Source organism: Cereibacter changlensis JA139, from assembly GCF_003034985.1.
In the GTDB taxonomy this organism is placed as follows: Bacteria; Pseudomonadota; Alphaproteobacteria; order Rhodobacterales; family Rhodobacteraceae; genus Cereibacter; species Cereibacter changlensis.
Window position 1 is genome coordinate 1 of sequence record NZ_PZKG01000022.1, and the last position, 22002, is coordinate 22002.

21 protein-coding genes are annotated in these 22002 nt (G+C 68.4%); 8 read left to right on the forward strand and 13 right to left on the reverse strand.

Features of this window, described 5'->3' with window-relative positions:
• Positions 1 to 503 precede the first annotated feature (503 nt).
• The gene (gene cobT, locus C5F48_RS07015; RefSeq protein ID WP_107663193.1) at positions 504 to 1520 is read right to left on the reverse strand and encodes a nicotinate-nucleotide--dimethylbenzimidazole phosphoribosyltransferase; all 1017 of its coding nucleotides are present in this window, start codon (positions 1518 to 1520) and stop codon (positions 504 to 506) included.
• 84 nt (positions 1521 to 1604) lie between these two features.
• Between cobT and cobS the strand changes: the two genes are divergently transcribed.
• Entirely contained in the window at positions 1605 to 2375 is a 771-nt protein-coding gene (cobS, locus tag C5F48_RS07020; RefSeq protein ID WP_373454330.1) for an adenosylcobinamide-GDP ribazoletransferase, read from the forward strand.
• Between the two features lie 52 nt (positions 2376 to 2427).
• On the opposite strand, the gene C5F48_RS07025 is transcribed toward cobS, so the two are convergent.
• The 5 genes from C5F48_RS07025 to C5F48_RS07045 all read right to left on the reverse strand — a co-directional run bounded on the left by C5F48_RS07025 (position 2428) and on the right by C5F48_RS07045 (position 7514).
• On the reverse strand, positions 2428 to 2937 hold the full coding sequence (locus C5F48_RS07025; protein WP_107663195.1) for a CarD family transcriptional regulator: 510 nt from the start codon (positions 2935 to 2937) through the stop codon (positions 2428 to 2430).
• Between the two features lie 304 nt (positions 2938 to 3241).
• Positions 3242 to 3580 (reverse strand): ferredoxin FdxA, encoded by a 339-nt coding sequence (gene fdxA / locus C5F48_RS07030; protein ID WP_107663196.1) that lies wholly within the window; start codon positions 3578 to 3580, stop codon positions 3242 to 3244.
• A gap of 53 nt (positions 3581 to 3633) precedes the next feature.
• Positions 3634 to 3921 (reverse strand): RNA-binding S4 domain-containing protein, encoded by a 288-nt coding sequence (locus C5F48_RS07035; protein WP_107663197.1) that lies wholly within the window; start codon positions 3919 to 3921, stop codon positions 3634 to 3636.
• A 45-nt stretch (positions 3922 to 3966) separates the two neighbouring features.
• Positions 3967 to 6942, reverse strand: a complete 2976-nt coding sequence (locus tag C5F48_RS07040) for a helicase-related protein (protein ID WP_107663198.1) — start codon at positions 6940 to 6942, stop codon at positions 3967 to 3969.
• 11 nt (positions 6943 to 6953) lie between these two features.
• On the reverse strand, positions 6954 to 7514 hold the full coding sequence (locus C5F48_RS07045; RefSeq protein WP_107663199.1) for a tetratricopeptide repeat protein: 561 nt from the start codon (positions 7512 to 7514) through the stop codon (positions 6954 to 6956).
• Between the two features lie 99 nt (positions 7515 to 7613).
• Between C5F48_RS07045 and C5F48_RS07050 the strand changes: the two genes are divergently transcribed.
• Both C5F48_RS07050 and C5F48_RS07055 read left to right on the forward strand, forming a co-directional pair.
• Positions 7614 to 7898: an SCP2 sterol-binding domain-containing protein gene (locus C5F48_RS07050; protein ID WP_107663200.1), complete on the forward strand. Its 285-nt coding sequence runs from the start codon at positions 7614 to 7616 to the stop codon at positions 7896 to 7898.
• Positions 7895 to 8824 (forward strand): alpha/beta fold hydrolase, encoded by a 930-nt coding sequence (locus C5F48_RS07055; protein WP_107663201.1) that lies wholly within the window; start codon positions 7895 to 7897, stop codon positions 8822 to 8824. Before C5F48_RS07050 ends, C5F48_RS07055 begins: the two co-directional genes overlap by 4 nt.
• On the opposite strand, the gene C5F48_RS07060 is transcribed toward C5F48_RS07055, so the two are convergent.
• Genes C5F48_RS07060 through C5F48_RS07075 form a run of 4 tightly spaced genes read right to left on the reverse strand, consistent with a single transcriptional unit; the run spans position 8821 to position 12736 of the window.
• A complete protein-coding gene (locus C5F48_RS07060) occupies positions 8821 to 9546 on the reverse strand; it encodes a proteasome-type protease (RefSeq protein WP_107663202.1) in 726 nt (241 codons plus the stop codon). The two genes, C5F48_RS07055 and C5F48_RS07060, sit on opposite strands and share 4 nt — an antisense overlap.
• Positions 9547 to 9577: 31 nt before the next feature.
• Positions 9578 to 10393: a transglutaminase family protein gene (locus C5F48_RS07065; protein ID WP_107663203.1), complete on the reverse strand. Its 816-nt coding sequence runs from the start codon at positions 10391 to 10393 to the stop codon at positions 9578 to 9580.
• Positions 10390 to 11340 (reverse strand): alpha-E domain-containing protein, encoded by a 951-nt coding sequence (locus C5F48_RS07070; protein ID WP_107663204.1) that lies wholly within the window; start codon positions 11338 to 11340, stop codon positions 10390 to 10392. Before C5F48_RS07070 ends, C5F48_RS07065 begins: the two co-directional genes overlap by 4 nt.
• A gap of 4 nt (positions 11341 to 11344) precedes the next feature.
• On the reverse strand, positions 11345 to 12736 hold the full coding sequence (locus C5F48_RS07075) for a circularly permuted type 2 ATP-grasp protein (protein WP_170139677.1): 1392 nt from the start codon (positions 12734 to 12736) through the stop codon (positions 11345 to 11347).
• A 193-nt stretch (positions 12737 to 12929) separates the two neighbouring features.
• On the opposite strand from C5F48_RS07075, the gene C5F48_RS07080 reads away from it, so the two are divergent.
• From C5F48_RS07080 to C5F48_RS07095, 4 genes are all read left to right on the forward strand, one after another.
• Positions 12930 to 13949 (forward strand): ligase-associated DNA damage response exonuclease, encoded by a 1020-nt coding sequence (locus tag C5F48_RS07080; protein WP_107663206.1) that lies wholly within the window; start codon positions 12930 to 12932, stop codon positions 13947 to 13949.
• On the forward strand, positions 13946 to 15565 hold the full coding sequence (locus C5F48_RS07085) for an ATP-dependent DNA ligase (protein ID WP_107663207.1): 1620 nt from the start codon (positions 13946 to 13948) through the stop codon (positions 15563 to 15565). Before C5F48_RS07080 ends, C5F48_RS07085 begins: the two co-directional genes overlap by 4 nt.
• A 76-nt stretch (positions 15566 to 15641) precedes the next feature.
• Positions 15642 to 17468: a M3 family oligoendopeptidase gene (locus tag C5F48_RS07090; protein ID WP_107663208.1), complete on the forward strand. Its 1827-nt coding sequence runs from the start codon at positions 15642 to 15644 to the stop codon at positions 17466 to 17468.
• Positions 17469 to 17785: 317 nt separating this feature from the next.
• Positions 17786 to 18271, forward strand: a complete 486-nt coding sequence (locus C5F48_RS07095; protein WP_146170566.1) for a carbonic anhydrase — start codon at positions 17786 to 17788, stop codon at positions 18269 to 18271.
• Positions 18272 to 18462: 191 nt separating this feature from the next.
• Here C5F48_RS07095 and C5F48_RS07100 read toward each other — a convergent pair whose 3' ends face one another.
• From C5F48_RS07100 to C5F48_RS07110, 3 genes are all read right to left on the reverse strand, one after another.
• Positions 18463 to 19452, reverse strand: a complete 990-nt coding sequence (locus tag C5F48_RS07100; RefSeq protein WP_107663210.1) for a Gfo/Idh/MocA family protein — start codon at positions 19450 to 19452, stop codon at positions 18463 to 18465.
• Positions 19453 to 19553: 101 nt separating this feature from the next.
• Entirely contained in the window at positions 19554 to 20450 is an 897-nt protein-coding gene (gene rpoH / locus C5F48_RS07105) for an RNA polymerase sigma factor RpoH (RefSeq protein ID WP_107663211.1), read from the reverse strand.
• A 158-nt stretch (positions 20451 to 20608) separates the two neighbouring features.
• Positions 20609 to 21667 carry an RluA family pseudouridine synthase gene (locus C5F48_RS07110; RefSeq protein ID WP_107663212.1) on the reverse strand — a complete coding sequence of 353 codons (1059 nt, stop codon included), beginning with the start codon at positions 21665 to 21667 and terminating at the stop codon, positions 20609 to 20611.
• Between C5F48_RS07110 and C5F48_RS07115 the strand changes: the two genes are divergently transcribed.
• Complete coding sequence (locus tag C5F48_RS07115) at positions 21666 to 21983, forward strand: DUF6476 family protein (protein WP_107663213.1); 318 nt, start codon at positions 21666 to 21668, stop codon at positions 21981 to 21983. The genes C5F48_RS07110 and C5F48_RS07115 overlap by 2 nt on opposite strands.
• Positions 21984 to 22002 lie beyond the last annotated feature (19 nt).

Genomic DNA, 22002 nt, shown 5'->3' on the forward strand with positions numbered 1-22002 from the left:
GTCTATGGCACCTCGTCGAACCGCTACGCGCTGGTGCGGCAGTCAAACGGCAAGTACCGCCGCGTCTCGGTCGGGGACCGGCTGGACGGCGGCACCGTGGCGGCGATCACCGCCAGCGAGCTGCGCTACCGCAAGGGCAGCCGGATGCTGGCGCTGCAGATGCCGCGCGGCTGAGCGGAGGGGCTCCTCAGCAGCCCCCTCCTTAACTTCGCAAGATCAGCCGCCCGAGACCCCGGCCTCTTCGAAGACGGTCAAACCGAGCGACCCACAGTTGATCGGACTGGCAAACTCGGGACCGCCTTCCCCGCATCGGAAGATCAGCCGCACGGCAAGCTGGCCTCCTCAGAGGTTGGCTTCGCAGAGCGGCAGATGCCCGACACCCCCCGTCGCGGCCGCCCTTTCTCTCACAAACCGCCCAAGTCTCCGGCCGTCTCTAAGGGTGCCGTGCCGGAAGGACAGTTGCCGAACGGGCGACCTCGCGGCCGCCCGCTTCCATCAGAGGATCAGCCGCCCGAAACGCCGGCCTCCTCGAAGGTCGCCATGCCGGAGTGGCAGTCGATCGCCGCCTTCAGCACCGAGAGCGCCAGCACCGCGCCGCTGGCCTCGCCGAGACGCAGCCCCAGATCCAGCAGCGGCTCCTTGCCCAGCTTCTGCAACAGCGCCCGGTGCGCGCCCTCGCGGCTGGCGTGGCCGGCGACCGCGTGGTCCAGCGCGTCGGGGGCCAGCGCCTGCAGAACCGCCGCCGAAGCGCAGCAGATGAAGCCGTCGAGGATGACCGGGATGCGCGATACCCGGGCCCGGGCGATGGCGCCGGTCATGGCCGCGACCTCGCGGCCGCCGAGCCGGCGCAGCACCTCCAGCGGGTCGGAGAGCGCCTCGGCATGCAGCGAGAGCCCGGCCTCGACCACGCGGGTCTTCAGCGAGAGCCCGCCGTCATCGACGCCCGAGCCGCGCCCGGTCCAGTCGGCGGCGCTGCCGCCGAACAGGCCGCAGGCCACCGCCGCCGCCGAGGTGGTGTTGCCGATGCCCATCTCGCCGGTGATGAACAGATCGGTGTCGCCGTCGACCGCCTCCCAGCCGGCGGCGAGGGCGGCGACCAGCTCCTCCTCGGTCATCGCCGGGGCTTCGGTGAAATCCTCGGTCGGGCGGTCGAGCTCCAGCGGCACCACGGACATCACCGCGCCGAAGGTCTTCGACAGCTGGTTGATCGCCGCGCCGCCGGCCTTGAAATTGCCGACCATCTGCGTGGTCACCTCGGGCGGGAAGGCCGAGACGCCACGCGCCGCGACGCCGTGGTTGCCGGCGAAGATCACCACCTGCGACCGCTCCAGCCGCGGCCGGCCGTTGCCGCGCCAGCCGGCATACCAGATCGCCAGCTCCTCCAGCCGGCCGAGCGCGCCGGCGGGCTTGGTCAGCTGGGCGTTGCGCGCCTCGGCTGCGGCGATGGCCTCGGCGTCGGGCTGCGGCAAGGCCTGCAATATGGCGCGAAATCCGGTGAGGGTGGTGAACGGGGCCTGCATCTCGGTTCCTTCATTGCTCCTGAGCTGCGGCTTGGGTAACCACAAAGCCGGTGGAGAGCCAGCGGGGAAAGGTGCGTCATGAGTGTGAGGGACAGGCTGTCGCAGGAGGGGTTGGCGCAGGCGGCGAACGACCTGCGGTCGGCGATGGGATTGCTGAGCCGGCTGCCGATGCCGCAGGGCCGCGCCGCGCCGCGCGGGGCGGAGGCCGCCTGGGCCTTCCCGCTGGTCGGGGTGGTGATCGGCGCGGTGGGGGCGCTGGCCGGGGGGCTGGCGCTCTGGCTCGGCCTGCCCGCCGGGGCGGCGGCGGCGCTGGCGCTGGGGGCGCAGGCGATGGCCACCGGGGCGATGCACGAGGACGGGCTGGCCGACACCGCCGACGGGCTCTGGGGCGGCTGGGACAAGCCGCGGCGGCTGGAGATCATGAAGGACAGCAGCATCGGCAGCTACGGGGTGATGGCGCTGCTGGTGGTCGGGCTGGCCCGCTGGTCGGCGCTGGCGGCGCTGCTGGCGGCGGGGGCCTGGCCGGCGCTGCTGGCCGCGGGGGCGCTGTCGCGCGTGCCGATGGTGCTGATGATGGTCGGGATGGAGAACGCCCGTGGCGGCGGGCTGTCGAAGGCGGTGGGGGTGCCGAGCCGGCGCACGGCCGCCGTGGCGGCAACGCTGGGGATCGGGATCGCGCTGCTGCTGGGCGGCGGGGCCGGCATGGCGATGATCGCGCTGGCGGGGGTCTTCGCCTTCGGGGTGGCGCGGGTGGCGCAGGCCAAGATCGGCGGGCAGACCGGCGACATCCTCGGCGCCTCGCAGCAGTTGGCCGAGGTGGCGGCGCTGGCGGCGGCTGCGGCGGTGCTGGCATGAGAAAGCCGCAGCCCTTGCGGGGCTGCGGCTTGATCTGCGATCCGAGAGGGGATCAGGCGGCGCGGCCGACCAGGACGGCGTCGACCGTCTTCTGCGCCCCGGCCTCGTCCACGCCGGAGACGGCGGCGACTTCGCGAGTCAGGCGTTCCAGCGCCGCCTCGTAGAGCTGACGCTCGGAATAGGACTGCTCGCGCTGGTCGTCGGTGCGGTGCAGGTCGCGCACCACCTCGGCGATCGACATCAGGTCGCCCGAGTTGATCTTCTGTTCATATTCCTGCGCACGGCGCGACCACATCGCCCGCTTCACCCGCGCCTTGCCCTTCAGCGTGTCGAGCGCCTTCGTCACCACGTCGGGAGAGGACAGCGAGCGCATGCCGATCTCGGTCGCCTTGTGGGTGGGGACCCGAAGCGTCATCTTGTCCTTCTCGAAGGAGATCACGAAGAGCTCGAGGTGGAGACCGGCGATCTCCTGCTCCTCGATGGAGATGATCCGCCCCACGCCATGCGCGGGGTAGACGACAAACTCGTTCGGACGAAACTCTGGCTTCTTGGTCTTGGTCATTCAGTGCGCTTCCTCGATGCGGCCCTGTTCCACGACATTTCACCGTCCGGGGCCATGAACCCCGGCGATGTTTGCTGAAAATGTCGGTAGAAATTCCACCTCAGGCGATGCGCTCTGAAGTGGTGTCAGGCATCCGTGCTTGTTTATGACAACTGTATATCACAAAAAGCAGGTGATTCCAACTGCGGCGCAGCAGGAAGCAGGGCGCCAACGGGGCTGGATTCATTGCACTTTCGCGCGAGCCCGGCAAATAGTCCCGTCAGGTCACAGGGCGCGGCGGAAATGTCGCACCCCGGGTTGAGCCTCAGCCGCCCTCGCCGGGGGCTTCGGAGAAATGGGTGGCGCGCTTGCCCGGCTGGCCGTCGAGAGCGGCGGCTTCGGGCAGCGGGTCCTTCTTGGTGACGATGACCGGCCACATTTCGGAGTATTTCCGGTTGAACTCGACCCAGTCCTCCATGTCCGGCTCGGTGTCCGGGCGGATGGCGTCGGCCGGGCATTCCGGTTCGCAGACGCCGCAGTCGATGCATTCATCCGGGTGGATGACCAGCATGTTCTCGCCTTCGTAGAAGCAATCCACCGGACAGACTTCGACGCAATCGGTGTATTTGCAGGCGATGCAGTTGTCGGTCACCACATAGGTCATGGCAGGAACCTGTCTTTCTTGGTTTCGGGCGTTAGCTAATCCACCCGCCGGGATCAATCAAGCGGCGAAGCGCCGGTTTGCGGCGTCTGGACCGCGTCGAGATCGAGATAAAGCGACGCAGCCTCGGAGGCGGGACCGCGCCGGATGGTGAGGCCGAGGACGCGCACCAGCCGGATCCGCCCGCCCTGCGGGAAGGTCAGCACGTCGCCGGCGCCGATGGCATAGGCGGGCTTGGCGGTGCGCTGGCCGTTGACCCGGACCCTGCCGGACTCCACCAGTTCGCAGGCGAGGCCACGGGTCTTGAAGAACCGGGCCTGCACCAGCCATTTGTCGAGCCGCATCGTCGCCCGTGCGGGCCCCTCTTGCGAGGTTGGCCGCACGAAGGCTCAGCTCCGGTCGCGCAGCGCCGCGAGAACGGCGAAGGGGTTGTCCGGGTCGATCTTCTCGCTGCGCGCGGGGCGCGATTCGAAGACCTTGGGCTGGTTGCCGCGATCGTTGCGGTCCTTGCCGCCGCGGTCGCCCCGATCCTGCGGCTTGCCGCCCTTGCCCTTCGGCTTGCCCTTGAAGCCCTCACCCCTGTCGGGGCGCGGCTCGCGCGGCGGACGCGGGGCATCGGCCCCGGCCCCGGCTTCGGCGGGCTTGGCTGCGTCACCGTGACGCGGACTGCGATCACCGCGCGGAGCCCCCTGCCCCTCGCGCGGGGCCCGGTCATTGCCGCGACGCGGGCCACGGCCCTCGCCGCCACGCGGACGCGGGGCCCAGGTGAAGGTGTAGAACGACTCCATCTCGACCGGAGCGGCCGGAGACTCGGGCTCGGCGGCGACCGGCTCGGCAGCCGACTCGATGGGGGCCTCCTCGATGGGGGCCTCCTCGGTCACGGGCGCCTCGACCGACGCGCTGTCGACAGCGGAAGCCGTGGCCTCTACGGCCTCCGGCGCGGCCTCGGCTGCCGGAGCAGGCGCTGCTGCCGGCGCAGCCGCTTCGGGCTTCACCTTCGGCCGCTCGCCCGGCTCGGCCTTGTAGCCGAGCCCGGCCATCAGGCCGGAGAACTGCTCCAAGGTCATGCCGGTGATCGACAGCATCTCGGGCGTGGCCTCGAAGCCGGCGCGGCTGTCCTTGGCGCGCAGGAGGTCGGCGAGACGCTCCAGCATGTCGATGCGGATCGCCCGCGCCCCCGCCGGGTGATAGCCGGCCAGCGTGTAATGCTGCTTCGGCACATCGGGGATGTTGGGGATGGTGACGAGGCCCGGAGGCGGGCTTTCGGGGAATTCCTGCAGCCCGTTGGCCAGCGACCAGAGCACCAGCCGCAGCCGGGTCGGCGCCGGTTTCAGCAGCAAGGGCAGGAAGATGGTGAACTGGCCGAAGCGTACGCCATGCTTGCGCAGGGCCGAACGGGCGTCCTGATCCAGCGCCTTCACGTCCTCGTTCACGAGGTCGCGCGGCAGCAGGCCAAGGCCCTCGACCAGCCGGAAGGCGAAGCCACGGGCGAGGCCGGTCAGCGTCTCGTCGCGGCTCATCGCCAGCAGCGGCTCGAACTGCGCCGCGACCTTGCGGTCGATGAAATGCTGCAGGCGGCGGCGCACCTTCTCGGCGACATCCGGACCTGCGTCCTCGTCGACGAAGGCCTCGACCTGCGGACGCAGCGGCTCGGCGCCGGCAATGAGCTTGCCCACCGCCTGCGAGCCCCACATGAGGCCGCCCTGCTCGGTGAAATCCATCTCGGTATCGGGCGAGTTGTAGAACCTGTCCGCCCGGAGGTGGAACTCCGGCCGCAGCGCCTGAACGGCCGCCTGCCGCAGGGTGCGCGCCTCGTCGGGCGAATTGGACGCATCCTGTCGGAAGCGGAACCCTTCGAGACGGCCGACGAATTCGCCTTCCACCGTCACTTCACCCTTGTCATTCACCTCGGCCACAAGGCTCTCCTTTTGCTTCAACCGGCGCATCAGCACGGACGTGCGCCGATCGACAAATCGCTGAGTCAGCTGCGCGTGGAGCGCATCCGACAGGCGGTCTTCTACAGCGCGCGTTTCGTCGCGCCAATGACTTTCGTCTTCGACCCATCCGCGTCTCTGCGCCACATAGGTCCAGGTCCGGATATAGGCCAGCCGTTTCGACAGCGCGTCAATGTCGCCATCGACGCGGTCGATCCGGGCGATGGTTCGGGCGAGCCAATCGTTGGGCACCATTCCGCTCTGGAGGAAATCGAAAATCCGCGACAACAGCGTCGTATGCTCGACGCCGGACTTGCCCCGGAAGTCGGGGATGCGGCACACGTCCCACAGCAGTTTCACCGACTGCGGACCTGTCAAACGATCCTTCACCTCGGGTTGTTCCGAAAGCACCTTCAGCGCCTGAAGATCGTCGGCCTCGCGCGACCGGGTCAGCCATTCGTTGGCGGTCGGCGCCTCGAGACTGGCCACCAGCCGCTCGACGCTGCCGAATTCCAGTGCCTCGTTGCGCCATTGCAGCTTCTGGATCGGGGCGAAGCGGTGGTTCTCGATGGCGTCGACCACGCCGTCGTCAAGCGGGCGGGCCTCGCCGGTGACGCCGAAGGTGCCGTTGTCCATGTGCCGCCCGGCGCGGCCTGCGATCTGGCCGAGTTCGTGCGGGAACAGCGGCCGCATCCGCCGGCCGTCGAATTTCGAGGTGGCGGAGAAGGCGACATGGTCGATGTCGAGGTTCAGCCCCATGCCGATGGCGTCGGTCGCCACCAGATAGTCCACGTCGCCGTTCTGGTAGAGCGCCACCTGCGCGTTGCGGGTGCGCGGGCTCAGCGCCCCCATCACCACGGCGCAGCCGCCCTTCTGGCGGCGGATCAGCTCGGCGATGGCATAGACGTTGTCGACCGAGAAGCCGACGATGGCCGAGCGCGGCGGCATCCGGCTGATCTTCTTCGATCCGGACCAGCTGAGGGTGGAGAAACGCTCGCGCCTGAGGAAGGTGACATGCGGCACCAGCGAGGCGATGGCGGGGCGCATGACGTCGGAGCCGAGGAACATGGTCTCGACCAGCCCGCGGGCGCGGAGCAGCCGGTCGGTGAAGACATGGCCGCGCTCGGGGTCGCCGCAGAGCTGGATCTCGTCGACCGCGACGAAATCGGCGCCGATCTCCTGCGGCATCGCCTCGACCGTGCAGACCCAGTATTGCGTGCGGTCCGGCACGATCCGCTCTTCGCCGGTGACCAGCGCCACCACCGAGGGGCCGCGCAGGGCGACGATCTTGTCGTAGACCTCGCGCGCCAGAAGGCGCAGCGGGAAGCCGATGACCCCGGTGCGGTGACCGAGCATCCGCTCGATGGCGTAATGAGTCTTGCCGGTATTGGTCGGCCCGAGGACCGCCGTGACCCTTGCGGTCGCGCGCATCAGTGCCTGCCCTAGAGTTCCTGCCCGGCCGCCTTGGCTTCCAGTCGTTCCACCGCCTGCTCTACCCCGTCGAGGTGCGGATGTATAGCAAGCGCCGCGCGATAGGCCTCAAGCGCCTTCTCGGGCCGGTCGAGTTCCTCCATCATCGCGCCGAGCCCGGCCATCGCGCCGAAGTGGCGCGGGTTCAGCGTCAGCACCCGGGCGATGTCGCTGATCGAGGGGCCGTATTGGCCCAGCGAGAAATAGGCGGTGGCGCGGGCGTTCCAGCCTTCGGCGAAGTCGGGGGCGTGATCGACCAGCGCGGTGAAATGCTCGACCGCGGTCCGCCCGTCGCCCGCCTCCATGGCGTCGCGCCCGCGTTGCAGCAGGAGGTCCGCCGAGGCCGAGCCGGATTTCGACCATTCCGCCCAGATCTCCCGCTCGATTCGGCTGGCCTCGCGGCCCTCGGCGGTCTGCAACCGGGCAAAGAGGTCGTCCAGCGGTGCGGCATGGAGGCCGAGCGGCGCGCAGGCGAGCAAAATCGGCAGCGCTGCCGCTACGATACGATTGTGAAACAGCCGGTGCGCTTTCATACTTCGAATGTAACCTGACCGCGGCGGATTGCCAGCCGCCTCGGCTCACGAAAATGACAGCGCGGAAGCCTCCGCGTCAGCAGCAACAGAGAGACCCGCATGAGCAAAGTGATCGAAGCCGCCGTGGCGCAACTGTCGCAGAAGGTGACCACCTTCGACGGCACGGCGAAATTCATCATCGAGGATGAGGGTTCGATCCTCATGGACGAGACCGGGGTGCGCGCCGGCGACGGCGAGGCCGATGTGACGATGACCGCCACCGCCGACGTGTTCCGCGCCATCCTCGACGGCGAGATGAACCCGACCATGGCCTATATGTCGGGCAAGCTGGCGGTCGACGGGTCGATCCCGATGGCGATGAAGGTCGGCGCGGCGCTGAGTTGAGCGAGGCGCCGCTCCACCCGCTGGCCGAGGGCCCGCCCGGCGGCTTCGCCCGCTGGGTGCAGAGCCTCGACGGCGTGCGGCTGCGGGCAGCGGTCTGGCCGCAGGGCGACCGCGGCACGGTGCTGCTGTTTCCCGGCCGCACCGAATATGTCGAGAAATACGGCCGCGCCGCCGCCGATCTTGCGGCGCGCGGCTATGCCAGCGTGGCGATCGACTGGCGCGGCCAGGGCCTGTCGGACCGGGCGCTGGCCGACCCGCTGACCGGCCATGTCGGCGATTTCGCCGAATACCAGCTCGACATCCAGGCGATGCTGGGGCTGGTGGCCTCGGCCGGTCTGCCGCAACCCCTGTACCTCATGTCGCACTCGATGGGCGGCTGCATCGCGCTGCGGGCGCTGCACCGCGGGCTGGAGGTGCGGGCGGCGGCCTTCTGCGCGCCGATGTGGGGGCTGCGGCTGAAGCCCGCGACCCGCATCGTCGCCCAGCAGCTTGCGGCGATGTCGCGGCTGTTCCAGCAGTCGCACCGCTATGCCCCCGGCACCTCGCGTTTCAGCTACATGACCGACGCGGGCTTCGAAGGGAACGTGCTGACCACCGATCCGGAAATGTTCGGCTGGATGAAGGCGCAGGTCGCCGCCGTGCCGGAACTGGGGCTGGCGGGGCCGAGCCTCGGCTGGCTGCATGCGGCGCTGGTGGAATGCCGGACGCTGGCGGCGCGGCGGTCACCCGCCCTGCCCGCCTTCTGCGCCGTCGGCTCGGCCGAGCGGGTGGTCGACCCGGCGGCGATCCACAGCCGGATGGCCGACTGGCCCGGCGGAACCCTCTCGGTGGTGCAGGGAGCCGAGCATGAGATCCTGATGGAGACCCCGGCGATCCGCCGCGGTTTTATCGACAGTGCGACCGCCCTGTTCGGGGCGAACCGCTAGATCTTGATCTGGCTGAAGCCGTCGCGCAGCGCCTGCGACCAGCCCTCGCTCATCGCGCGGAAGCCTTCGTCGCCCGCCTCGATCCGGCGGCGCAGGGTGACGCGGCAGGCGTCGCGCTCGATCACCGCCATGTCGAGCGGCATGCCGACCGAAAGGTTGGAGCGCAGCGTCGAATCCATCGACAGCAGCACCGCCTTCTGCGCATCGGCCAACGTCGTGTCCATGTTCACCACCCGGTCGAGGATCGGCTTGCCGTATTTGTGCTCGCCGATCTGCAGGAAGGGCGTGTCCTCGGTCGCCTCGATGAAATTGCCCTCGGGATAGATGAGGAACATCCGCATCTCGCCGCCCTTGCGCTGCCCGGCGACGATCAGGCTGGCCGAGGCACCCTGCCGCATCGCCGACAGCTTGTCGTCGATGTCGGCGCGGACCTTGGCGAGCATGTTGCCGATGATCTCGGCCGCCTTCAGCATGGTCGGCGCTTTCATGATCGAGCTGTCCTCGTCGGCGTCGGGATGGTTCATCGCGTCGCGCAGCCGGGCGATGGTGGTCTGGGTCACCGACAGGCTGCCCGCGGTCAGGATGGTGATGACGCGCTCGCCCGGTTCCTCGAAGATGAACATCTTGCGATAGATCGCGATGTTGTCGAAGCCCGCATTGGTGCGGGTGTCCGACAGCAGCACCGCGCCGTCGTTCAGGAGGAGCCCCACACAGTAGGTCATGAGTCGTTCCGATCGGTGATTTGACGCGACCCTATTGCTGCACCGCTTGGACCGCAACCGTCACATCCAGTTTTTCGAAACCCGTGCCCCTTGCCGTGCCGCGGATCGGCGCCGCATCCTGTGCGTCGAGTCCCGATCCCAACCGTATGTAGCGGTCATCCGGGCAGCAGCGGTTGGCTGGATCAAATCCGACCCATCCCAGCCCGCGCACCCAGATCTCGGCCCAGGCATGCGCCGCCTCCTGCCCCTCGGCCGCGCCGTCGCCCTCGACCAGCAGGTAGCCGGAGACGTAGCGCGCCGGCAGGCCCGCTTGCCGCGCGACGGCGAGGAGCGCATGCGAATGGTCCTGGCAGACGCCCTTGCCCAACGCCAGGGCCTCGGAGGCGGTGGTGGTGGCCGCGGTGGCGCCTGGGGTGTAGACGATGGCCTCCGACACCAGCCCCGACAGCCGGTGCGCGGCGTCGAGCACGTCGTCATGCCCGGCGACGGTCGCCGCCAGCTCGGCCAGCGCCAGGTCGCTGCGGGTGGAGGGCGTGCTCTGCAGGTAGCAGTCGGGCGGGGTCAGCTCGCGGTGGCCGCGCAGCACCCCGGCCTGGTCGGTGGTCTCCACCGTGCCGCGCACCGTCACCGCCACCTCTGAGACCGGGCCGGGCACCGACCAGCCCTGGATCCAGTCGCCCGCCCCGTCACGGAAGGCGCCGCCGGCCAACCCGTCGGTCACCGTCACCGCCCAGTTCAGCACCCGCTGCCCGGTGCAGGTCGAGGGCATCAGCCGATGGCTCTGCACCAGCCCGCGCACCGGGCGGTCGTAGCGGTAGAGCGTCACATGATCGACCGTCAGGATCATCGCACATCTCCGCTCAGATAGGTCTCGAACACGACGCCGCCCAGCGAGGCGATGTCGCCGATGAAACGGGTGAGGAACTCGTGCAGCCCCTCCTCGATGATCTCTTCGACGCTCAGCGCCGCGAGCCCCGCCTCCAGCGCCAGCGCCATCTCTTGCGCCCGGGTGTTCTTGCCGTAGTTGCGCTCCAGCCGCGCCAGATGGCTGGTGATGCCCTCGGCGCAGGTGATGAGCGAGCGCGGGCATTGCCGGTTGAGGATCAGGAAATCGGCGATCTTGCGCGCCGTCACCTCGCCGCCATAGGCCCAGTGGAAGGCCCGATGCGCCGACATGGCGCGCAGCAGCGTGGTCCACTGGTAGTTGTCGAGGCCGGAGCCCACGAATTCCACCCGCGGCAGCAGCACGTAATATTTCACGTCCATCAGCCGCGCGGTGTTGTCCGAGCGTTCGAGATAATAGCCGAGGTTCAGGAAATCCCAGCCGTCGTTGCGCAGGAGCGTCGCGTCGATGGCGCCGCGCACCATGGCGGCGTGGCGCATCGTCCAGTCGGTGAGCCGCGACAGCTCCAGCTGGTGCCGGGGCTGCTTGGCGAGGACGCGCAGCTCCTGGAAGGCGGTGTTCAGCGCGTCCCAGACCTGTGCGGTCAGCGCGGTGCGCACGATCCGCGCATTCTCCCGCGCCCGGCTGATGCAGGTGGCGACGGAGGACGGGTTGTCGAGATCGAAGAACAGATAGCTCTCGATGTCGCATTGCTCGGCTTCGGCATATTTCTGGTGAAAGCCGAAGGCGGTGCCCGAGGCCTGCAAGAGGCTGTCCCACTCGTTGCGATAGCCATGCGCGGTGGGCAGCAGCGAGATGCGCGAGCCTACTTCCAGGAGGCGGGCCATGGTCTCGGCCCGTTCCATGTAGCGGGCGATCCAGTAGAGGTTGTCGGCGGTCCGGCTCAGCATCGCATCACTCCGCCAGCACCCAGGTGTCTTTCACGCCCCCGCCCTGCGACGAGTTCACCACCAGCGAGCCCTCGGTCAGGGCCACCCGGGTCAAGCCTCCCGGCACCAGCTCCACCCGCTCGCCGACGAGGCAATAGGGCCTGAGGTCGACATGGCGCGGGGCGATGCCCTCGTCGACGAAGGTCGGCGTGGTCGAGAGCGCCAGCGTCGGCTGGGCGATGTAATTGCCGGGATCGGCCTCGACCCGGGCGCGATAGGCCTCGATCTCGGCCTTGGTGGATTTCGGGCCGACCAGCATGCCGTAGCCGCCCGAGCCGTGCACTTCCTTCACCACCAGCTCGTGCAGGTTCTCCAGCACATACTTGCAGTCGTCGGTCTTGCTGCATTGCCAGGTCGGCACGTTCTTCAACAGCGGCTCCTCGCCCAGATAGAAGCGGATCATTTCCGGCACATAGGTGTAGACCGCCTTGTCGTCGGCCACCCCCGCCCCCGGCGCCGAGCAGATCGACACCCCGCCGGAGCGGTAGACATCCATCAGCCCGGGGATGCCCAGCATGGAGTCGGGGCGGAAGCAGAGGGGGTCGATGTAGTCGTCATCCACCCGGCGATAGATCACGTCGACCCGTTTCGGCCCCTCGGTAGTGCGCATGAAGACATACTCGCCCTCGACGAAGAGGTCGGCGCCCTCCACCAGTTCCACCCCCATCAGGTCGGCGAGGAAGCTGTGCTCGTAATAGGCCGAGTTGAAATGGCCCGGCGTCAGGATGACGATGGTCGGGTCGCGCTCGCATTTGGTCGGCGCGACCGAGGCCAAGGTGCGGCGCAGCTTTTCGGGATAGCTGTCCACCGGCTCGATCCGGTTGCCGCGGAACAGGTCGGGGAACATCCGCATCATGATCTCGCGGTTCTCCAGCATGTAGCTGACGCCGGAGGGGGTGCGGCAGTTGTCTTCCAGCACGAAGAACTCGTCGGCCCCGGTCCGCACCAGATCGATGCCGACGACATGGGAGTAGACGCCTTTCGACGGCACGAAGCCCACCACCGCCTTCTCGTAGGCCGCGTTGCGGTAGACCAGCCGCCCGGGGATGCGCCCGGCCCGCACGATCTCGCCCCGGCCATAGACATCGACCAGAAAGGCGTTCAGCGCCCGCGCCCGCTGCTTGATGCCGCGTTCCAGCCGCGCCCATTCACCCGAGGTGAACACGCGGGGGAACATGTCGAAGGGGATCAGCCGGTCCGGGTCGCCGCCCTCGCCATAGACGGCGAAGGTGATGCCGATGCGGCGGAACAGCGCCTCGGCCTCAGCCTGCTTCATTTCGCGCAATTCCGCGGGCATCGAGCGGGTCCAGTCCTCGAGCCGCGCATAGGGCGGGCGGACTTTGCCGGAATCATACATTTCATTGAAATAGGTCGTCACGTTACGCCTTTCCCCCCCGCGCCCCTTGCCGGAGCTTCCCGCCAGTTAATCAGCCGGCTTTCGGCGGGGGAAGGGCCGAGTGTCGCTTTGCTGATCGCGGCTGTCGCCGCTGCCCGATTATTAGGCGCAAAATGCCGGTGGCAGGCGGCGGCCCGCGCACTATTCTCGGTGAATGAGCCGTTCCCCCGTCCTGACCTTCACCGATCGCGGCATCTACTGCCCCTCCGGCGACTTCCACATCGACCCGTGGCGTCCGGTGGATCGGGCGCTCATCACCCACGGCCATTCCGACCACGCCCGCTGGGGCCACCGCCGCTACCTCTCGACCGAGGCCGCCGCACCCGTGATCCGGCACCGGCTGGGCGAGATCGACCTGCGCACCATCGCCTATGGCGAGCGGCGGACGATCGGCGGGGTCACCGTCTCGTTCCATCCGGCGGGCCATGTGCCGGGCTCGGCGCAGATCCGGGTGGAAGAGGCGGGCGAGGTCTGGGTGGTCTCGGGCGATTACAAGGTGGCGGAGGACGGGCTTTCCGAACCTTTCGAGCCGGTCGCCTGCCACGCCTTCATCAGCGAGTGCACCTTCGGCCTGCCGGTGTTCCGCTGGACCCCGCAGGCCCAGATCGCCGCCGATCTGAACCATTGGTGGGCCGCGAATGCCGCCGAGGGCCGGACCTCGGTGATCGGCGCCTATTCGCTGGGCAAGGCGCAGCGCATCATGGCGGCGGTCGACCCGTCCATCGGCCCGATCCTGACCCATGGCGCGGTGGAAGCCACCACCGTCGTGATGCGCAACCAGGGCATCGCCCTGCCCCCCACCACCCATGTCACACCGAGCTTCGACGCCAAGGGCCATCCCGGCGCGCTCGTCATCGCACCGCCCTCCGCCCTCGGCACCCCCTGGGCGAACCGCTTCGGCCCCGCCGCCGAGGCTTTCGCCTCGGGCTGGATGGCGCTGCGCGGGGTGCGCCGCCGACGCGGCCTCGCCCGCGGCTTCGTCATGTCCGACCACGCCGACTGGGACGGGCTGAACGAGGCGATCCGCGCCACCGGGGCCGAGCGGGTCTTCGTCACCCATGGCTACACCTCGGTCTTCCGCCGCTGGCTGGAAAGCCAGGGCTACGACGCGGGCATCGTCGAGACCGAATACGAGGGCGAGGAAGCCGCCGAGCCGGAGCCGCTCGTCGAATGAAACGCTTCGCCAGCCTGTTCGAGGCCCTCGACCGGACCACCAAGACCACCGCCAAAGTCGCGGCGCTGACCGAATATTTCACCACCGCCCCCGAGGAAGACCGGCTCTGGACCATCGCGCTGCTCTCGGGCCGCCGCCCCAAGCGCGCGGTGAACTCCACCGAACTGCGCGAATGGGCGTCCGAGGCGGCGGGCCTGCCGCTCTGGCTGTTCGAGGAGGCCTATCCGGTGGTCGGCGACCTGTCGGAAACCATCACGCTGATCCTGCCGCCGCCGCAGCACGAGAGCGACCGCAGCCTCGCCACATGGATCGGCACGCTGATCGCCCTCACCGGCCAGCCCGCTGAGGCGCGAAAGTCCGCCATCTTCGCCGCCTGGGACCAGCTGACCACCGAGGAACGCTTCCTCTTCAACAAGCTCATCACCGGCGGCTTCCGCATGGGCGTGAGCCAGGGCCTGATGACCCGCGCCCTCGCCCGCGCCACGGGGATCGAGGAAACCACGCTGGCGCATCGGCTGATGGGCGACTGGAAACCGAGCTCCACCACCTATGCCGCGCTGATCGGCGAGAACGACCCCGAGGCCGATGCGTCGAAACCCTACCCCTTCGCCCTCGCCTCGCCGCTGGAGGCCGAGGCCGAAACGCTGGGCGCCCCCGCCGACTGGCTTGCGGAGTGGAAATGGGACGGCATCCGCGGCCAGTTGATCAACAGACCCTCGGCCTTCGCCCTCTGGTCGCGCGGCGAGGAACTGATCACCGACCGCTTCCCCGAACTTGCGCCGCTGGCCGACTTCCTGCCGCAGGGCACGGTGATCGACGCCGAGGTGCTGGCCTGGGGGCAGGACACACCCCTGCCCTTCGCCGCGCTGCAAAAGCGCATCGGGCGGCTGGTCGTGCCGAAGAAGCTGCTGACCGAGGCCCCGGCGCATCTGCTGGCCTACGACCTGCTGGAAGACGCAGGCGAAGACCTGCGCAGCGCCCCCCTCGCCCATCGCCGCGCAAGGCTCGAGGCGATCATCGGCGCCCTGCCTCCCGGCCTGCCGCTCTCTGCCTCGCCCGCCCTGAGCTTCGACAGTTGGGAGGCACTGGCCGAGCAGCGCCTGACCGCGCGCGAGCGGAACTCCGAAGGGCTGATGCTGAAACGCCTGTCCTCCTCCTATCACGTCGGGCGCAAGCGCGGCGACTGGTGGAAATGGAAGCTCGATCCCTACACGGTCGATGCGGTGATGCTCTACGCCCAATCCGGCTCCGGCCGCCGCGCCACGCTCTTTACCGATTTCACCTTCGGCATCTGGGACGGCGACCAGCTGGTGCCCTTCACCAAGGCCTATTCCGGGCTCACCGACGCCGAATTCCGCAAGATCACCGACTGGGTGAAGAAGCACACGCTGGAACGCTTCGGCCCGGTGCGCCGCGTGCCGCCGGAACTGGTGTTCGAGCTGGCCTTCGAGGGCATCCAGGCCAGCCCGCGCCACAAGTCCGGCATCGCCCTGCGCTTCCCGCGCATGCTGCGCTGGCGGCAGGACAAGCCGGTGGCCGAGATCGACACGATCGACAACCTGCGCGCGCTTCTGGCCGCGAGCGGGGGCCAGCCCCCGCACCCCCGGGATATTTAGACCAAGATGAAGGGGCCTGGGTTGAAGTCACGCCCCGCCACGGCCTACATCAGGTGAAACCACGAAAGGATTTCCCATGACCCTGCCGCTTCCCCGCCCGGTCTTCGACGCCAACGCCGCGAGCGGCGGGTTCGGCTCCCTGCCAGAATGGGATCTCTCCGACCTCTACGCGGCCCCCGACGCGCCGGAAGTGGCGCGCGACATGGAGTGGCTGAAGACAGCCTGCGCCGATTTCGCCGCCGATTACGAGGGCAAGCTGGCGACGCTCGACGCCGACGCGCTCTTGGCCTGCATCCTGCGCTACGAGGAGATCGACATCGTCGCCGGGCGGCTGATGTCCTACGCGGGGCTGCGCTACTACCAGAACACCATGGACAGCGAGCGCGCCAAGTTCATGGCCGACAAGCAGGACAAGGTGACCGATTTCACCACGCCGCTCGTCTTCTTCAGCCTCGAATTCAACCGGCTGGAGGAAAGCCACCTCGACGGGCTGCTGGCGGCCAATGCCGATCTCGCCCGCTACAAGCCGGTCTTCGACCGGATGCGGGCGATGCGGCCCTATCAGCTGTCGGACGAGCTGGAGAAATTCCTGCACGACCAGTCGGTCGTCGGCGCCGCGGCCTGGAACCGGCTCTTCGACGAGACCATGGCGGGGCTCACCTTCGAGCTGCCGGGCGAGGAGGAGCCGCTGAACCTCGAGGCGACGCTGAACCTTTTGACCGACCCCGACCGCGCCAAGCGCGAGGCGGCGGCGCGGGCGCTGGCGGCGGTCTTCGACAAGCACATCAAGCTCTTCTCCCGGGTGCACAACACGCTGGCCAAGGAGAAGGAGGTGCACGACCGCTGGCGCAAGATGCCGACCCCGCAGACCGGGCGGCACCTCGCGAACCATGTCGAGCCCGAGGTGGTCGAGGCGCTGCGCAACGCCGTGGTCGCGGCCTATCCCAAGCTCTCGCACCGCTACTACCGGCTGAAGGCGAAATGGATGGGGCTCGACCGCCTGCAGGTCTGGGACCGCAACGCGCCGCTGCCGCTCGACGCGCCCAAGGTCGTCGGCTGGGACGAGGCCCGGGACACCGTGATGGGCGCCTATGCCGCCTTCGCGCCGAAGATGGCCGAGATCGCCCAGCCCTTCTTCGACAAGGGCTGGATCGACGCCGGGGTGAAGCCGGGCAAGGCTCCAGGCGCCTTCGCCCATCCGACCGTCTCGACCGTGCATCCTTACGTCATGCTCAACTACCTCGGCAAACCGCGCGACGTGATGACCCTGGCGCATGAACTGGGTCACGGCGTGCATCAGGTGCTGGCCGCCGGTCAGGGGGAACTGCTCAGCTCCACCCCGCTCACCCTGGCCGAGACGGCAAGCGTCTTCGGCGAGATGCTGACCTTCCGCCGCCTGCTCGACGCGGCCCAGACCAAGGCCGAGCGCAAGACCCTGCTCGCTGGCAAGGTCGAGGACATGATCAACACGGTCGTGCGCCAGATCGCCTTTTACGATTTCGAATGCAAGCTGCATGCCGCCCGCGCCGAGGGCGAGCTGACGCCGGACGACATCAACGCGCTCTGGATGAGCATCCAGGCCGAAAGCCTGGGCGACGCCTTCGACTTCATGGAGGGCTACGAGACCTTCTGGGCCTATATCCCGCATTTCGTCCACTCGCCCTTCTACGTCTATGCCTATGCCTTCGGCGACGGGCTGGTGAACGCGCTCTACGCCGTCTACGCCGAGGGCACGCCGGGCTTCCAGGAGAAGTATTTCGACATGCTCTCCGCCGGCGGCTCCAAGCACCACAAGGAGCTGCTGGCCCCCTTCGGGCTCGACGCCAGCGACCCGACCTTCTGGGACAAGGGCCTGAGCATGATCGCGGGCTTCATCGACGAGCTGGAGGCGATGGAGGACTGAGCGGGCGCAAGCCAGGCAGGCAAAACGGGGCGGTCGCCCACGGTCGAAAACGTAGGGTGGGGTTTCACCCCACCCTTGCGGAACGGCGCCTGGCTCCCGGAAAGGGGGAACGACACTCCGATCCCCCCGGCAGTGCCAACCGGATATGGAGCTCCGCCAAGCTGCGGAAGCGGGAGCCGACCGCGCCCCTTTCCGCCCGCAGCCGTTAAGGGATTCTTGGACATTTCGCCCTAAGCAGGAGGCATTCTCTTCTGGCGAGGTGTGCGATGTGTCAGCTATCAACCTGCCCCCACAAGGGGCCGGATCGGCGGGGGGTCTTGGCGGGGCTTGCGGCGATGGGGGCCGCGCTGGCCCTGCCGGCGCAGGCCGGGGGCAAGGCCGACGCCATCCTTCTGTCCTGCATGGATTACCGGCTGATCGACGATCTGGCGATCATGCTGAACCAGATGCAGTACCGCAATTCCTATGACCATGTGATCCTGGCCGGCGGCGCGCTGGGCGCGGTGCATCCGCAATTCGCCGCCTGGCACCCGGTGTTCTGGGACCATGTCGGGCTGGCGGTGAAGCTGCATTCGGTGCACGAGATCCTGGTGATCGACCACAGCGACTGCGGCGCGGCCAAGCTGGCCCTGGGCGAGGAAGCGATCGCCACGCCGCAGAAGGAGATGCAGGCCCATGCCGCCGTCATGGACCAGCTGACCCAAGCGGCGCATGAGCGCTTCCCGGAGCTGCGGCTGCGCGGCTTCCTGATGACGCTCGACGGCACGATGGAGCGCATCCCGACGGCGGGGGAGACGCATTGAGCGGACGGGCATAGGGGACTCGCGCCCCCACGCTTCACAGGCTGATGTTGGCTACCATGGCGAAGGCCCGGTAAATCGTCTCTGCCTCCCACGGCTGAACTCCAGCGGCGGCGGCGTATCGAGGGGGCATGCAAGGAGACATACCCCCGCGCCTCACAAGCCGGCAAGGGGGACTCACGTCTCCCCGCGCCTCACAGGCTGATGTCGGTCGCCACCGCAAAGATCCGGTCGATCATCACCTGCGTGCCGCGGCTGAACTCCAGCGGCACCGGATAGGCGACGCCCTCGCGGACCGACCGGCAGAAGGCTTCGACCTGCAGCTTGTAGTGCCGCGCTGCCGGGAAACGCTCCACGGTCACGCTCAGGCCGGGGCGGTGCAGCTCCACCTGCGCCTCGCCGAACACGGCAGCGTTGAACGGCGCGGTCAGGCGGATCAGCCCCAGATCGCCCTGGAACACCACCTCCTGCCGCGGGAACAGCCGCATCGAGGTCAGCGCCGAATAGGTGAAGCGCTGCCCCTCGCCCGCCATCACCCCCGTCACCTGCGCCCAGGTGTCGACGCCATTCTCGCGGATCAGCCGCGCCTCCAGCGCCTCCGGCTCAGCCCCGGTGACATAGCGCACCGAGCCATAGGTGTAGACGCCGATATCGCGGATGCCGCCGCCGCCGGTCTCGGGCCGGTTGCGGATATTGGCGCCGTCGCGGTTGTCATAGGAGAAGACCGCATCGACATGGCGCACCGGCCCGATGGCGCCCCCGCGCACCAGTTCGCGCGCCCGCTGCCATTGCGGGTGGTGCAGGATCATGAAGGCTTCCGCCGCCAGCAGCCCCGAGGCGTCGCGCGCCGCGATGATCCGGTCGATCTCATCGGCATGCAGCGCGATCGGCTTTTCGGTCAGCACATGCTTGCCCGCCGCCAGCGCCTTCAGCGTCCACTCCACATGCAGATGGTTCGGCAGCGGGATATAGACCGCCTCCACCGCCGGATCGGCCAGCAGCGCCTCGTAGCTGTCGTGCAGCCGCAGGCCGGGGGCAAAGGCGCGGAACGGCTCGGCCTTCGCGGGGTCGGAGGTGGCGAGCGCCACGAGTTCGGCGCCCAGCGCCTCGTGGATGGCCGGGGCCATGAAGTGACGCGCGAAATTGGCGGCGCCGAGCACGCCCCAGCGGACCGGATCTGTCATGCGGATCTCCTGATTTGGCGCCGAGGCTACCCCGCAGCCCCGCCGTCGTCACCCCATGAAAAAGCCGCCCCGGAGGGTGGCTTCGGACCGGCGCGCCAAGGTCACGCCGGGATCGACATGCCCTTGCCGCGCGCCAGCTCGCGCATCTTGTTCTGCAGCTTCTCGAAGGCGCGCACCTCGATCTGGCGGATGCGCTCCCGGCTGACGCCATAGCCGTCCGACAGCTGCTCCAGCGTCACCGGCTCCTCGGCCAGACGGCGCTGCACCAAGATGTCCTTCTCGCGCTCGTTCAGCACCGACATCGCCTGCGCCAGCAGCTCGCGCCGGGCCTCAAGCTCGTCCTTCTCGGCATAGTCGTTGGCCTGATCGCTGTTGTCATCCTCGAGCCAGTCCTGCCACTGGGTCGAGCCGTCGCCATCCGACCCCACCGTGGCGTTGAGCGAGGCATCCCCGCCCGACAGCCGCCGGTTCATGTCGATCACCTCGGTCTCGGTCACGTTCAGATCGGTGGCGATCCGCGCGACATTCTCGGGCCGCAGATCACCCTCCTCCAGCGCGCCGACCTTGGCCTTGGCCTTGCGCAGGTTGAAGAACAGTTTCTTCTGCGCCGAGGTCGTGCCCAGCTTCACCAGGCTCCAGGACCGCAGGATGTATTCCTGGATCGAGGCGCGGATCCACCACATCGCGTAGGTCGCCAGCCGGAAGCCTTTCTCAGGGTCGAACCGTTTCACCGCCTGCATCAGCCCGACATTCGCCTCCGAGATCACCTCGGCCTGCGGCAGCCCGTAGCCGCGATAGCCCATGGCGATCTTGGCGGCGAGCCGCAGGTGCGAGGTCACCATGCGATGCGCCGCTTCGGTGTCCTGATGGTCCACCCAGCGTTTCGCCAGCATGTATTCCTCTTCCGGCTCCAGCAGGGGAAACTTGCGGATCTCCTGCATGTAGCGGTTCAGCCCCTGTTCGGGACTCGGTGCGGGAAGATTGGCATAGGTACTCATTCATGACCCCCTTACGGCATCCTTGCGGCAAGACCCGCCGGAAACCCTCGTTTCTGCCGCCCGTGCCACGCTTTTGCGCTAACACTGGCAGTTTAACGCCAGATGTTCATTGAACCGTCGCCAAGCCAGCATTGTTGCGTAAACTCACGCGATTGTAACTAAACGTGGGGTTGTGCCGCGCGCAAGACATCCAACAGAGCCTGCATATCGGGCGGCAGCGGAGCCTCGAACATCAGCTCCTCGCCGGTCACCGGGTGCTCGAATCCCAGCGAGGCGGCATGAAGCGCCTGCCGCGGGAAGCTCAGCGCCGCCTCGGCCGCCGCGGCGCCGGCGGCCTTCGCCGCCACCTTGCGCTTGCCGCCATAGGTCTGGTCGCCGATCAGCCCGTGCCCGGCATGGGCCATATGCACCCGGATCTGATGCGTCCGCCCGGTCTCGAGCCAGCATTCCACCAGCGAGGCCACCGGCGGCTGACCGAAGTCCTCGAGGATGCGCACCCGGGTCACCGCGTGCCGGCCACCATGGAACAGCACAGCCTGCCGCTGCCGGTCGGTCTTGTGCCGGGCCAGCTGCGTCGCGATCTTGACGATTCCGGCGCTTTCGAAGCTCACCCCCTTGATGCCGCGCAGCCGCGGGTCGGCGGCGTCGGGGCGGCCATGCACCAGCGCGATGTAGTGCCGCGTCACGGTATGCGCCTCGAACTGCGCCGCGAGGCCATGGTGCGCGCGGTCCGATTTCGCCACCACCAGAAGGCCCGAGGTGTCCTTGTCGATCCGGTGCACGATCCCCGGCCGCTTCTCGCCGCCCACGCCCGACAGCGTGTCGCCGCAATGGTGCAAGAGCGCGTTCACCAGCGTGCCGGTGTAGGAGCCCGGCGCCGGATGCACCACCATGCCCACCGGCTTGTCGATGACGATCAGGTCGTCATCCTCCCAGACCACGCTCAGCGGGATGTCCTCGGCCAGCGTGTCGGTCTCCGCCGCCTCGCCCAGCGTCACGGCAAAGACCTGGCCCTCGGCCACCTTCGTCTTGGGATCGGTCACCGCCACCCCGTCCAGCGCCACGGCGCCCTCGGCGATCAGCTTCATCAGCCGCGAGCGTGACAGCGCGGCTTCCTCTGGCACCTCGCGGGCAAGCGCCTTATCTAGACGGTCGGGAGGGTTCTCCCCGATCGTCACCAGCAGGATGCCCGTCTCGGGGCTGAAGGGATTCGCCATGGATCAGGCTCCGGCACCGGATGGGCTTCCGCCCAGCCTCAGGTTTCTCAAGGGACTCGTGATAACGCTGACGCTCACGATGATCGTCGGTGTCATAGTCGTGGTGGCGGTCATTGTCACCCGGATGCCGCAGATGATGCGCAGCAGCGCGCCACTGCCGGCCGAGATCACCCTGCCCGCCGGCGTCAAGGCGCAGGCGGTGACCCAGGGCGGCGACTGGTATGCCATCGTCACCACCGACGACCGCATCCTGATCTTCGACCGGGCCAGCGGCGACTTGCGGCAAGAGGTGAAGATTTCCGCCCCAAGCCGCTGATCTGCGGTAGAAAGAGGGC

Excerpts from the sequence above, each read along its gene's own strand:
- cobT (WP_107663193.1), bottom strand. The coding sequence starts at position 1,520 with ATGCAGGCCCCGTTCACCACCCTCACCGGATTTCGCGCCATATTGCAG.
- C5F48_RS07025 (WP_107663195.1), bottom strand. The coding sequence starts at position 2,937 with ATGACCAAGACCAAGAAGCCAGAGTTTCGTCCGAACGAGTTTGTCGTC.
- fdxA (WP_107663196.1), bottom strand. The coding sequence starts at position 3,580 with ATGACCTATGTGGTGACCGACAACTGCATCGCCTGCAAATACACCGAT.
- C5F48_RS07035 (WP_107663197.1), bottom strand. The coding sequence starts at position 3,921 with ATGCGGCTCGACAAATGGCTGGTGCAGGCCCGGTTCTTCAAGACCCGT.
- C5F48_RS07040 (WP_107663198.1), bottom strand. The coding sequence starts at position 6,942 with ATGCGCGCGACCGCAAGGGTCACGGCGGTCCTCGGGCCGACCAATACC.
- C5F48_RS07045 (WP_107663199.1), bottom strand. The coding sequence starts at position 7,514 with ATGAAAGCGCACCGGCTGTTTCACAATCGTATCGTAGCGGCAGCGCTG.
- C5F48_RS07050 (WP_107663200.1), top strand. The coding sequence starts at position 7,614 with ATGAGCAAAGTGATCGAAGCCGCCGTGGCGCAACTGTCGCAGAAGGTG.
- C5F48_RS07060 (WP_107663202.1), bottom strand. The coding sequence starts at position 9,546 with ATGACCTACTGTGTGGGGCTCCTCCTGAACGACGGCGCGGTGCTGCTG.
- C5F48_RS07065 (WP_107663203.1), bottom strand. The coding sequence starts at position 10,393 with ATGATCCTGACGGTCGATCATGTGACGCTCTACCGCTACGACCGCCCG.
- C5F48_RS07070 (WP_107663204.1), bottom strand. The coding sequence starts at position 11,340 with ATGCTGAGCCGGACCGCCGACAACCTCTACTGGATCGCCCGCTACATG.
- C5F48_RS07075 (WP_170139677.1), bottom strand. The coding sequence starts at position 12,736 with ATGTATGATTCCGGCAAAGTCCGCCCGCCCTATGCGCGGCTCGAGGAC.
- C5F48_RS07080 (WP_107663206.1), top strand. The coding sequence starts at position 12,930 with ATGAGCCGTTCCCCCGTCCTGACCTTCACCGATCGCGGCATCTACTGC.
- C5F48_RS07085 (WP_107663207.1), top strand. The coding sequence starts at position 13,946 with ATGAAACGCTTCGCCAGCCTGTTCGAGGCCCTCGACCGGACCACCAAG.
- C5F48_RS07090 (WP_107663208.1), top strand. The coding sequence starts at position 15,642 with ATGACCCTGCCGCTTCCCCGCCCGGTCTTCGACGCCAACGCCGCGAGC.
- C5F48_RS07100 (WP_107663210.1), bottom strand. The coding sequence starts at position 19,452 with ATGACAGATCCGGTCCGCTGGGGCGTGCTCGGCGCCGCCAATTTCGCG.
- rpoH (WP_107663211.1), bottom strand. The coding sequence starts at position 20,450 with ATGAGTACCTATGCCAATCTTCCCGCACCGAGTCCCGAACAGGGGCTG.
- C5F48_RS07115 (WP_107663213.1), top strand. The coding sequence starts at position 21,666 with ATGGATCAGGCTCCGGCACCGGATGGGCTTCCGCCCAGCCTCAGGTTT.
- C5F48_RS07110 (WP_107663212.1), bottom strand. The coding sequence starts at position 21,667 with ATGGCGAATCCCTTCAGCCCCGAGACGGGCATCCTGCTGGTGACGATC.